Origin of the sequence: Aeromonas caviae, from assembly GCF_000819785.1 — a bacterium.
Classification (GTDB): Bacteria; Pseudomonadota; Gammaproteobacteria; order Enterobacterales; family Aeromonadaceae; genus Aeromonas; species Aeromonas caviae.
On the sequence record NZ_CDBK01000007.1, the window covers coordinates 1 to 12141 of the forward strand.

General features: G+C 66.4%; 7 protein-coding genes. 6 read left to right on the forward strand and 1 reads right to left on the reverse strand.

All coding sequences use genetic code 11. The annotated features are described in order from the left end of the window. Window positions 1–165 precede the first annotated feature (165 nt). Entirely contained in the window at window positions 166–1080 is a 915-nt protein-coding gene (locus tag BN1120_RS00960) for a LysR family transcriptional regulator (RefSeq protein WP_010675912.1), read from the reverse strand. 257 nt (window positions 1081–1337) lie between these two features. Between BN1120_RS00960 and BN1120_RS00965 the strand changes: the two genes are divergently transcribed. The 6 genes from BN1120_RS00965 to recD form a co-directional block, all read left to right on the forward strand. Beyond that, a complete protein-coding gene (locus tag BN1120_RS00965) occupies window positions 1338–1670 on the forward strand; it encodes a hypothetical protein (RefSeq protein WP_042014344.1) in 333 nt (110 codons plus the stop codon). Between the two features lie 30 nt (window positions 1671–1700). After that, window positions 1701–2387 (forward strand): pirin family protein, encoded by a 687-nt coding sequence (locus BN1120_RS00970; RefSeq protein WP_010675910.1) that lies wholly within the window; start codon window positions 1701–1703, stop codon window positions 2385–2387. Between the two features lie 83 nt (window positions 2388–2470). Then, complete coding sequence (locus BN1120_RS00975) at window positions 2471–2863, forward strand: DoxX family protein (RefSeq protein WP_010675909.1); 393 nt, start codon at window positions 2471–2473, stop codon at window positions 2861–2863. A gap of 231 nt (window positions 2864–3094) precedes the next feature. Further along, on the forward strand, window positions 3095–6451 hold the full coding sequence (recC, locus tag BN1120_RS00980; RefSeq protein WP_042014345.1) for an exodeoxyribonuclease V subunit gamma: 3357 nt from the start codon (window positions 3095–3097) through the stop codon (window positions 6449–6451). Beyond that, complete coding sequence (gene recB, locus BN1120_RS00985) at window positions 6451–10065, forward strand: exodeoxyribonuclease V subunit beta (protein ID WP_042014346.1); 3615 nt, start codon at window positions 6451–6453, stop codon at window positions 10063–10065. Before recC ends, recB begins: the two co-directional genes overlap by 1 nt. Before the next feature lie 8 nt (window positions 10066–10073). Next, window positions 10074–12141 (forward strand): exodeoxyribonuclease V subunit alpha (recD, locus tag BN1120_RS00990; protein ID WP_080767834.1); only part of this gene is annotated, 2068 nt, incomplete at its 3' end.

Genomic DNA, 12141 nt, shown 5'->3' on the forward strand with positions numbered 1-12141 from the left:
AATTGGGACAGCGCCTTTTTTAACCGCAAGGTTTTATTCTTTCCTGGCATTGAGCGGAACTCGCAAGAGGTCCGCTTTTTTTCTTTTCTCCGAATCTGAGCCCGTCGTCAAGAATGGGGCGCAGTTTTGGTACTTCCTGCGCCACCGACCCCGGAAGGCAGTCCTTTATTCCCCCTGACCGGCAAACAGCTTGGGGATCTCCCGCACCAGCCAGCTCTTGGCCTTGCCCATGGTGTCTCGCCGCCAGGCCAGCACGACCTGGATCTGGTGGCGATACTCGGGACTGATCACCTTGAGTCTGCCCGCCTTGATGTCCTCTTCAATCCAGCGTTGCGGCATGGTGCCGATGCCGAGCCCCGCCAGCAGGGCGTCCCGCTTCTCCCCCATGGTGCTGACGGTCAGGCGCGGCTGCTTGTCGAGCAGGCGGTAGGTGAGCACCGGCTTGCGCAGTGCCGTGTCGGCCACCGCGATGGCGCGATAGCGGCGCAGGGTCTCGTCCGCCAGGGGCTCGGGTTCCTGATGCAGGGGGTGATCGGGGTGGGCGACGTAGAGCATCACCTCCTCCCTGAGCACCTGGTGCTTGATGCCGGTCATGGCGATATCGGCATTGAGGGAGGAGATGAGCAGGTCGGCGCGGCCATCCTCCAGGCACTCCCAACTGCCCGCCAGCACCTCGGCGCGAAACCTCAGCCGGGTATCGGTCTGTTCGGCCAGCCGATCCACCAGGGGGTAGAGAGCCTGTACCGGCATCAAGGCATCGACGGCGATGGTGATGTCGGTCTCCCAGCCACGGGAGAGGGCCCGGGTCTCCCCCACCAGGTGCTCGGCCGCCTCCAGCAGCACCCGGCCCCGCTCCAGCAGCATGCGGCCCGCCGGGGTGAACTTGGTCCTGTGGCCGCTGCGGTCGAACAGCATGGCGTCCAGCTCGTCTTCCAGCTTTTGTACCGTGTAGCTCAGCGCCGAAGGCACCTTGCCCAGCTCGTCGGCCGCCGCCGCGAAGCTGCCACGACGGTCGATGGCATCCAGCACCCGGATCGCCTCCAGGGTCAGCGCCCGCTCCTTGTTCGATTCCTTGGCCATATCCAACCTTCAATTTTTTTGAATGTGTTTACCAGATTATCTCGCTAACAACTTAGGGGAAGTCACTTTAATATTCAATCAACGCTTAGGCAGGAACGCCTGGCAGCCAAATAAAAGGTAGTTCCGGGCTGAGACATCCCCAAACACGATGTCTGATGTCAGCAAAAGAACAACATAGTATTTGAATGATCTCTTGCATGGATGCATTGATTCGGGCCCAAGGGGCCTTGGCAATGACATAAAACCCAAGAGAGTGAATGAACATGAAAAACGTAATCAAGATGCTGGCCGTTGCAGGCCTGATGACCGCAGGTGCCGCCCAGGCTTCCGTTCCCGCTGACTTCAATGCCGCCCCGGGCGTGCTGTTCGTCAACTGGAGCGCCACCGCCGCGATGGACGGCAAGGCCAACCCCATGCTGGAGGTGCGCGACGAGTCCGGTGATCTGCTGGCTTCTGTCCACGCCAACCTGATGGGCACCCAGCAGGTCGCCATCCCGAGCCGTACCCAGGGCAACCTGACGGTGAGCCTGGGCAACGAAAGCAGCAGCTACCGCATCCCCTTCGGTCTGGGTGACGGTCGCCAGCGTTAATGAACCAACTTGGTCAGTGAGGAGCACACCATGATGAAATTGAGAGCCGCAGAAGCACGGGGCAAGGCCAACTTTGGCTGGCTGGATGCCCGTCACAGCTTCTCCTTCGGTCACTACTATGACCCGGAATGGATGGGACACTCTGCCCTGCGGGTCATCAATCAGGATCGGGTGGCGCCGGGTGGCGGTTTCGCGACCCACCCTCACGCCAACATGGAGATCCTCACCTGCGTGCTGCAAGGCACCATAGAGCACAAGGACAGCCTCGGCCACGCCGAGCAGATCCCGGCGGGGGATTTCCAGCTGATGAGCGCAGGGTCCGGCATCCGGCACAGCGAGTACAACCCCTCGCAGACCGAGCCGCTCTCCCTGCTGCAAATCTGGATCGAGCCGAATGAACACGGCACGACCCCGGGTTATCAGCAGAAGAAGATTGAAAACAAGCCCGGGATGACGCTGGTGGCGTCACCGGACGGCGAGGCGGGATCCTTCAGGATCCGCCAGCAGGCCCGCGTATGGCGGCTGCAGCTTGCCGAAGGGGAGACCCTCGAGTGGGCATTGCAAGGGCGTCATGGTTACCTGCACATGATTTCAGGGGAGCTGACCGGCAACGGTCTGGCTGCCCGACCCGGCGACGGGCTGCTCAGCCGCGACGAGTCGAGCTGGGTGCTCACCGCCTCCAGGGGGAGTGAAGCCCTGCTGTTTGACCTGCCTTGATAGAAAAATCTTGGCGAAATGAATGAGTTAACAATTAGCTTTTACACTGTAAATACCATGATGGTAAGCAAAGGAATATGACGATGGACAAGATGAAAGATGTGGCACTGCTGGTGGGTCGTGTACTGCTGGCGCTGATGTTCGTGATGGCTGGCTGGGGCAAGATCGGCGGTTACGCCGGTACCCAGGGTTACATGGAAGCCATGGGCGTGCCCGGGTTCATGCTGCCCCTGGTGATCCTGCTGGAGCTGGGTGGCGGTCTTGCCATCATGCTGGGCCTGTTTACCCGCAGCCTCTCCGTGCTGCTGGCCGGTTTCACTCTGATGGCCGCCTTCATCTTCCACTATCAGCCTGCCGAGCAGATGCAGATGCTGATGTTCATGAAGAACGTCTCCGTGGCCGGTGGTTTCCTGGCCCTGGCGGCGGCCGGTGCAGGGGCTTTCAGCCTGGATGCCCGCCTCGGCAAGCACTGGTAATACCCTGACGTTTCAAGTTTTCCAACGCCTTTTGGCCGGTGCCCTGCACCGGCTTTTTTTGCCCGCTTTCCGGGGATCGCATCAGTGTGACGGCGCGCAGCCCGGAGGCCACAAGTGCCTTTTGCATCTTATCCCCCGATCCCCGACAATCCCGATTCGCGTGCCGTGACGGGAATGCCAGAGAGTGTCCCCCCGCGCACCCCCTCTTCATGAAATTGGCGGGAGTCGTCCATGTTTACCCTCTACCACTCCAATCAGCTGGATCTGCTCAAGGAGCTGCTGGTGAGCCGCATCCGGCAGGCTCCGCTCTCCCACCCCTTCGATCGGGAGCAGATCCTGGTGCAGAGTCCCGGCATGGCCCAGTGGCTCAAGCTGGAGCTGGCCAAGGCGTTCGGCATCGCCGCCAACATCGACTTTCCCCTGCCCGCGAGTTTCATCTGGGAGATGTTCACCCGGGTGCTGGCGGACGTGCCCCGCCAGAGCCCCTACAACAAGGGGGCCATGAGCTGGCACCTGATGACCATTCTGCCCACTCTGCTCGGCAGACCCGCCTTTGCGCCCCTCGCGGCCTATCTGGGGGGCAGTGACGGGGCGGCGCCGGAGCAGGTGCGGCTCTGGCAGCTCTGCCAGAAGGTGGCGGATCTGTTCGACCAGTATCTGGTCTACCGGCCGGACTGGATCGCCCGCTGGGAAGAGGGGGAAGGATTGAGCCAGGAGCTGGCCGGAGTGAGCGGTCAGGATTGGCAGCCCGAGCTCTGGCGCGAGCTGGTGGCCCGCACCCTGGCCCTCAGCCCCAGCGGCTACCACCGCGCCAACCTCTACGAGGCCTTCATCCACGAGCTGGAGCGCACCCGGGATCTGCCGGGCAGGCTGCCGCAACGGGTCTTCGTGTTCGGCATCTCGGCCCTGCCGCCCCGCTATGTGGAGGCCCTGCTGGCCCTCGGCAGCCGCCCCGAGGTGGAGGTACACCTGTTTGTGACCAACCCCTGCCGCTACTACTGGGGGGACTTGCTCGATCGCAAGACCCTGGCGCGCCTCGAAAACAAGCTCAAGCCCGGCACGGATCTCGAGACCCTGCAGGGTCCCGCCAACCCCTTGCTCGCCTCCATGGGCAAGCTGGGGCGCGACTACCTGCACCAGCTGATGGAGCTGGAGGTGCCGCAGATAGAGGCCTTCGTCGACATCGAGGATCGCGACGATGAGGGCAAGGTCACCTTGCTGCGGGCCATCCAGAAAGACGTGCTGGAGCTGGCGGAACGGGGGGCCGGCGAGTTCAATCTCGATGCCAGCCACCACAAGAGCCCTGTCAGCCTGGATGACGGCACCCTGCAGATCCACGCCTGCCACGGCCCCATGCGGGAGCTCGAGGTGCTGCACGACCGGCTGCTGGCCCTGTTCGAGCAGGATCCCACCCTCACCCCCAAAGACGTGGTGGTGATGATGCCGGACGTCAACAGCTACGGCCCCTACATCCAGGCCGTCTTTGGCAAGGAGGGCGGCAAGGGGCGGGGCGGGGCCCGCGGCCAGATCCCCTTTGCGATCTCCGATCGGGCGGCGAGCCAGGAGAGCCCGTTGCTGCAAAGTTTCCTCGCCCTGCTCAGGCTGCCGAACGCCCGCTTCGGGGCGGGGGAGCTGCTCGCCATCCTGGAGGTGCCCGCCGTGCTGCGCCGCTTCGAGCTGGACGACGACGAGTTCAACGTGCTGCGGCGCTGGGTGCAGGAGACCGGCATCCGCTGGGGGCTGGATGACGACTATCCCGAGCGCTTCGCGCTGCCGCGTCTGTCCGGCAACAGCTGGCTGTTCGGCCTGCGGCGCATGCTGCTGGGTTTTGCGATGGGGGACGGGGAGCCGGTGGCGGGGATCCTGCCCTATGCGGACATCGAGGGTCAGCAGGGGCTGATCCTCGGCAAGCTCGCCTGGTTCGTCGACTCCCTGGCGGAATTTCTGCCCAGGCTGCAACAGGCGCAGCCGCTGGCCGAATGGCACGCCTGCCTGCTGGCGCTGCTGGAGCGCTTCTATCTCGCCGACGAGGATGAAGAGCGCCAGCTCCAGCTCATCCGCAGCCAGCTCACCGACTGGCAGGCCCAGCTCGGCGAGGCCCGCTTCGAGCAGGCCATCAGTGCAGACCTGTTGCAGGACTACCTCGGCAGCGTGCTGGGGGAGTCCCGCTCCAGCCAGCGCTTCCTCGCCGGTCAGGTCAACTTCTGCACCCTGATGCCGATGCGCTCCATTCCCTTCCGCCAGGTCTGCCTGCTCGGCATGAACGACGGCGTCTACCCGCGCACCCTGCCCCCCATGGGCTTCGATCTGATGGCGGTGGCCTCGCGGCGCGGGGACCGATCCCGCCGGGATGACGACCGCTACCTCTTCCTCGAGGCGCTCCTCAGTGCCCAGCAGGGGCTCTACATCAGCTATCAGGGGTTCAGCGCCCAGGACAACAGCGAGAAGGTACCCTCCGTGTTGCTGGCGGAGCTCATCGACTACGTGCGCCAGGGCTTCGTGCTGGCGGGGGATGAAGATCTCGACGATGACACCTCGGGCCAGCGGCTGCTCGAACACCTGATCGTGGCGCACCCCCTCACCCCCTACAGCCCGGCCTACTTTTACCCCGAACCCGGCTCCGGTCTCTTCACCTATGCCGCTGACTGGCTGCCGGCCCTGAGCCCGGAGCGAGGGGCCGCCAACTTCCAGAGCGGCGATCTGCCCCTGCCCGCGGAGTGGGGCAGGGAGCAGGGGCTGGAGCTGGCGGAGCTGCTGCGCTTCTATCGCCAGCCCGCCAGGTACTTCCTCAACCGCCGCCTCAAGGTGTGGTTCGAGCTGGAGGAGGCGACCATCGAAGACAGCGAGCCCTTCGAGCTGGACGGCCTGCAGCACTATCAGCTCAAGGCGCTGCTGCTGGATGCCCATCTGACCGAAGGGGAGAGCGAGGCCCGTCGCCACCGGCTGCAACTCTCCGGCCTGTTGCCGCAAGGGTGGTTCGGCAGCCTGCTGCTGGAGGAGATCGACGGCGAGATGGGCAAGCTGGCGGCGCGGCTGCGCCCCTGGACGGGGGACAAACAGGCGGTGGAGATCGACATCGCTCTGGCCCAGGGGCAGCTTCAGGGCTGGATAGACACCCAGAAGGGACGAGCGCTGGTGGTCAAGCCCGGCAGCTTCAACGGCAAGGATCTGCTGCTGGCCTGGATCCAGCATCTTTGCCTCTCATTGAGCAGCGCCCCCGGCGACACCCTGTTGTTCGATGCCAAACAGAGTCTGCGGCTGCCAAGGCTTGCGGCGGACGAGGCGCGGCCCAGGTTGGCGGCCCTGGTGGCCCTCTGGACCCAGGGGATGAAGCGGCCGCTGCCCTTCTTCCCGAGCACCGCCTGGGAGTGGCTCAAGGGGATCGAGAAGGATCCGGCAAAGCCGGAGGAGGCCGACAAGGCGGCACTTGCCCGCTTCAACGGCGGCTACATGGTGACGGGAGAGGGGCAGGACGTCTATGTCGCCCGCTGCTTCCCGGAACTCGATGACGAGGTGCTGGCCCAGTTGCAGGGGCTGGCCCGTGAACACCTGACCCCGCTCCATCAGGTGCTGGAGGAGTTGCAATAATGGCTAACCCGCTCAATCCCCTGCGTTTTCCCCTCTATGGCGAGCGGCTGATCGAGGCCTCCGCCGGGACCGGCAAGACCTATACCATCGCGGGCCTCTACCTGCGCCTCTTGCTGGGCCACGGCCCGGTTATCGAACAAGCAGGCGAAGAGGGGGGAGACGCCGGTCAGCCCTGTGCCCACGAGCGGCCCCTGTCGGTGACCGAGATCCTGGTGGTGACCTTTACCGAGGCGGCCACCGCCGAACTGAGGGGGCGGATCCGCGCCCGCATCCACGAGGCGCGTCTCGCCTTTATGCGCGGCCAAAGCACGGATACCCTGCTGGCCCAACTGCTGGCGGAGGTGGAGGATCACGACCTGGCGGCCCGTCGCCTGCTGGCCGCCGAGCGGCAGATGGACGAGGCGGCGGTCTTCACCATCCACGGCTTCTGCCAGCGGATGCTCAGGCAGAACGCCTTCGAGTCGGGCGCCCTCTTTGAAACCGAATTTTTGACCGACGACAGCCGGCTCCGGCTGCAGGCGGTGAGTGACTACTGGCGCGCCGAGTTCTATCCGGTGGATCAGCCCCTGGCCCGGGCGGTGCGAAGGCTCTGGCCGAGCCCCGCCGCCCTGCTGCGGGAGATGGGGAGCTGGCTCGACAACGACGAGCTGGAGATCCGCCCGGTGGCGGGGGACGAGACCCTGGCGGCGCGGCACAGCGTCGCCATGGCCCGCATCGGGGCGGTGAAGGCCGGGTGGCTGGCGCAGACGGACGAGATCCGCCGCCAGACCGAGGGGCAGATCAGCCGTTACACCGGCAAGAACTATGAGGGCTGGCTTGCCAAGATTGGCGACTGGGCGCAGGACGAGGCCAGCGGCTACGTCCTCCCCAAGGAGCTGGAGCGCTTCGGCCAGCAGGTGCTGGAGGAGAACCTCAAGAAGGGGGGAGCGGTGCCCACCCTGCCGCTCTTTGGCGAGATAGACGCCCTGCTGGCGAGCCGACCCGGCATCCGGGATCTCGTCTTGCAGCGGGCAGCCAGGGTGGTGCGCAGCCGAATGCAGGAGAGCAAGCGCCAGGCCCATCAGCTCTCCTTCGACGATCTGCTGCGGGATCTCGACGGGGCGCTCGGCTCGGGCCTGGGGGAGCGGCTGTGCGAGCGCATCCGCGCCACCTACCGGGTCGCCATGATCGATGAATTCCAGGATACCGACCCCCAGCAGTACCGCATCTTCCACCGGCTTTACGGCGGTCACCAGGACACGGCGCTCCTGATGATCGGCGACCCCAAGCAGGCCATCTACGGCTTTCGTGGCGCGGACATCTTTACCTACATCCAGGCGCGGCGAAATGTGAGCGCCCACTACACCCTGGGGCGCAACTGGCGCTCAAGCCGCGCCCTGGTGGCGGCGGTCAACGGCCTGTTCGAGCGGGCGAAGGATCCCTTCATCTACGAGGCGGACATCCCCTTCCTGCCGGTGGAGGCGCAGGGCAAGAGCCGGGCACTGCTGATCGAGGGGCAGACCGCCCCCGTGCTGCACTGCTGGCAGCTCACCGGTCAGCCCACCTTCAACAAGGGGGAGTACCAGAGCAGGATGGCCCGCGCCACGGCGGGGGAGATCCATCGCCTGCTCACGCTGGCCCGGGAGGGCAAGGCGATGCTCGGCAGCGAGCCGGTCAGGGCCGGGGATATCGCCGTGCTGGTGCGCACCGGCGCCGAGGGCAAGCTGGTGCAGCAGGAGCTGGCGCGCCTTGCCATCGCCTCCGTCTATCTGTCGAACCGCGAGAGCGTGCTGGCCCAGGTGGAGGCGCGGGAGATCCTGCTGATCCTGCACGCCTGCCAGAACCCGAGCGATGAGCGAAGCCTTAGGGCGGCGCTCGCCACCGGCCTGTTCGATCTCGATGCCAGGGCCCTGGACGCGCTGGCCTCGGACGAGCGGGCCTGGGAGAGCGCGGTGCAGGAGTTCATGGGATACCGCGCGGTCTGGCATCGCCACGGGGTGCTGGCCATGCTGCGGGCCCTGATGCACGGGCGCAACCTCGCCGCCTCCTTGCTGGCGAGCCCCTACGGGGAGCGGCGGCTGACCAACTTCCTCCATCTCGGCGAGCTGCTGCAACAGGCGAGCGGCGAGCTGGACGGGGAGTACGCCCTGCTGCGCTGGCTCGGGGAGGCGGTGAGCCAGCCCAACGGCCAGGACGGGGAGCAGATACTTCGCCTGGAGTCCGAGCGCAAGCTGGTGCAGATCGTCACCATCCACAAATCCAAGGGGCTGGAGTACCCGCTGGTCTTCCTGCCGTTCATTTGCAGCCACCGCGCCGCCGACACCCCCCTGTTCCACGAAACGGGGGAGGCGGGCAATCGCACCGTGCTCGATCTCACCGGCGCCGAGGAGTCTCTGGCCGAGGCCGACAAGGAGCGCCTCGCCGAAGACTTGCGCCTGCTCTACGTGGCCCTGACCCGGGGGGTCTATGCCACCTGGCTCGGGCTAGCGCCGGTGCGCTCCGGGGCGGGCAAGTCGGAGAAGACCGACCTGCACCGCACCGCCATCGGCTACCTGCTGCAAAAGGGGGAGGAGGGGGACGCCGGGACACTGGCGACCGCCCTCACCGACCTGGCCCAGGCCCTGCCGGGGGTGGCCGTCGGTGAGCCCTCGCTCACCCGCCCGGCCCCGCTGCCCGCCGAGGCGGAGACGCCGGGTGAGCCCAGCGTGCGCACGTTCCAGGGGCAGCTTGAGCGGGACTGGTGGATCAGCTCCTACTCCGGGCTCGCGGCCCAGGGCAACGGCCACGGCAAGGGGGTGCTGGCCAACCCCGGCTTCGATGACGAGGTGGCCACCGAGGCAGCCGTCACCGTGCAGGAAGAGGAGGCGCCCGCCCCTTCCATCTTCACCTTCCCCAAGGGGGCGCGTCCCGGCACCCTGCTCCACAGCCTGTTCGAGACCATCGACTTCGAGCACGCGAAGGGCGAGTCGCTGGCACAGCACATCGCCGCCCTGCTGACCCAGGAGGGGTTCGACGAAGGCTGGGCCCCCGTGCTGCAACAGCAGGTGGAGGCGGTGCTGGATACCCCCCTTGAGACCGGCCTTGGGGATCCGGTGCGGCTGCGGGAACTGGCCCCCGAGCGCAAACAGGTGGAGCTGGAGTTCTTCCTGCCCATGGGGCGGGTGACGGCACCGGCGCTCACCGCACTCTGCCAGCAGCACGACCCCCTGTCGCGGGGCGGCAAGCCGCTCGGTTTTGCCACCGTGCAGGGGATGCTCAAGGGCTTCATCGACCTGGTGTTCGAGTGGCAGGGGCGCTGGTATCTGCTCGACTACAAATCGAACCACCTTGGCATGAGCCCCGCCGATTACGGCCGCCCGGCCCTGGAGCGGGCCATGGTCGAGCATCGCTACGATCTGCAATACCAGCTCTATTCGCTGGCCCTGCACCGGCTGCTCGCCTTGCGGCTGCCGGGCTACGATTTCGACCGGCATTTTGGCGGGGTCTTCTATCTCTTCCTGCGCGGCATGCCCCAGGGGGGCATTTTCCATGCCAGGCCCAGCCGGGAACTGGTGCTGGGGCTGGACGAGTTGTTTAGTAAAGGTGTGACGTCTGACGATCATCGTTTAGAAAAATCGAACAAGGCAGAGGCATGAGGGGCGAGATGAAGGGCGAAACCATGATAGAGCGGCTGAAAGCCTTGGCGCTGGCGGGGCGCATCCGCCAGCTTGACCTGCAATTTGCCAGGCTGGTGGCAGACCTGGGCGGCAGCCCCGAGCTGGTGCTGGGGGCCGCACTCGCCTGCCATGAGCTGGGGCGCGGCCATGTCTGCCTGCCGCTGGCGATGCTCGCTCAGGGCGGTGACGGGCAGGGATCCTCGCGCCCCTTCGGGCTGGATCCGGATCAGAGCCGGGATCTGCTGGCGGATCTCGCGGATCCCGCGAGCTGGCCCGCCCTCTTTGCGGCCAGCCCCCTGGTGGGGAGCGAACAGGAGGAGGGAGAGCTCCCCCGCTGGCCCCTGCGACTCTGGGGGGAGCGCCTCTACCTCACCCGCTACCACGACTTTGAGCTGGGGGTGGCCCGCCACCTTAGCGCCTTGAGTGAACGGGCCGAATGGCCGGAGATTGCCCCGGCCCTGTCACGCCTCTTTGCCCGCGACTACGGCCTGGTATTCGGGGCCCTGCTCAAGGCCCGCCTCGCGCCGGATTTCTCCGTCCGCCACTTTGTGGAGAAGTACCTGGATCTGGTCTTCCCCCATGAGGTGGAGTGGCCCGCCGTGGAGACCCTGCTAAAGAGCGCCCAGGCGGCCAGCGAGCTGGAGCGGCTGGATACCCTGGTGCCCGAGGCGCTCTGCTGCAACGGCCAGAAGCTGGCGGCGGCCACGGCGGCGGCGCGTCCCTTCGCGGTCATCTCCGGCGGCCCCGGCACCGGCAAGACCACCACGGTGGCCAAGCTCCTCGCCATCCTGGTGGAGACCGGCCTGCAAGGGGGCAAGGCCCCGGCGATCCGGCTGGTGGCGCCCACCGGCAAGGCGGCGGCGCGTCTGACCGAGAGTATCGGCGCTGCCCTGCAGGCGCTGGACTTGCCCCCCGAGTGGGTGGAGGCCATCCCCACCGAGGCGGGCACCCTGCACCGGCTGCTCGGGGTGATCCCCGGGCGCAGCCAGTTCCGCCATCACAGAGGCAACCCGCTGCACCTCGACCTGCTGGTGGTGGACGAGGCCTCCATGGTGGACCTGCCCATGATGGCGCGCCTGCTGGATGCGCTGCCGAGCCATGCCCGCCTCATCCTGCTCGGCGACAAGGATCAGCTCGCCTCGGTGGAGGCGGGGGCCGTGCTCGGGGATATCTGCAGCTTTATCGAACAGGGCATCAGCCCCGCGCAGGCACACTGGCTCTCCCGCCAGACCGGCTATCGCCTGCAAGGCACGCCAGCGGGGGCCAGCGTGCGCGACAGCCTCTGTTTGCTCTCCAAGAGCTGGCGCTTTGACCAGCATTCGGGCATCGGGCAGTTGGCGCGGGCCTGCAACAGCGGCGACGGGGCGGCGGTGGAGGCGGTCTGGGGCGCAGGATTTGGCGACATCCGCCTGCACCCCTGGGCGGGGGAGGCTTACAACGCCTTGATTGCCCAGGGGGTCGCCGGTTACGGCAGCTACCTCAAGGCGGCCCGGGCCGGCGAGGATCCGGCGGCGGTGTTCAAGGCATTCAACGGCTTCCAGATCCTCTGCGCCCTGCGGGACGGCCCCTTCGGGGTGACGGGGCTGAACGAGCGCCTCGAACTGGCCCTCGCCAAGGCTGAGCTGATCCAGCGTGACGGCGACTGGTATGCGGGCCGCCCGGTGATGGTGGTGCGCAACGACCACGGGGTAGGCCTCTACAACGGCGACATGGGGCTCTGCCTGCCCGATGACACCGGGCGGCTCAAGGTGTGGTTCGAGCAGCCGGACGGCACCTTGCGGGCCCTGCTGCCCAGCCGGTTGCCCCCCCATGAGACGGTCTACGCCATGACCATCCACAAATCCCAGGGCTCGGAGTTTGCCCATACCGTGCTGGTGCTGCCCGACAGCCCCAGCCCGCTCCTGACCCGCGAGCTGGTCTACACCGGCATCACCCGCGCCAAGGCGCGCCTCGACCTCTACGGCGATCGCGCCCTGCTGGCACAAGCGGTACGGAAAAAGACCGAGCGTTATTCGGGGTTGGCGGAGAGGTTGGGGTGTATGGAGATGGTATTCA

Coding starts and splice junctions, on each gene's coding strand:
- recC (WP_042014345.1), top strand. CDS start 3,095: ATGTTTACCCTCTACCACTCCAATCAGCTGGATCTGCTCAAGGAGCTG.
- BN1120_RS00965 (WP_042014344.1), top strand. CDS start 1,338: ATGAACATGAAAAACGTAATCAAGATGCTGGCCGTTGCAGGCCTGATG.
- BN1120_RS00975 (WP_010675909.1), top strand. CDS start 2,471: ATGGACAAGATGAAAGATGTGGCACTGCTGGTGGGTCGTGTACTGCTG.
- BN1120_RS00960 (WP_010675912.1), bottom strand. CDS start 1,080: ATGGCCAAGGAATCGAACAAGGAGCGGGCGCTGACCCTGGAGGCGATC.
- BN1120_RS00970 (WP_010675910.1), top strand. CDS start 1,701: ATGATGAAATTGAGAGCCGCAGAAGCACGGGGCAAGGCCAACTTTGGC.
- recB (WP_042014346.1), top strand. CDS start 6,451: ATGGCTAACCCGCTCAATCCCCTGCGTTTTCCCCTCTATGGCGAGCGG.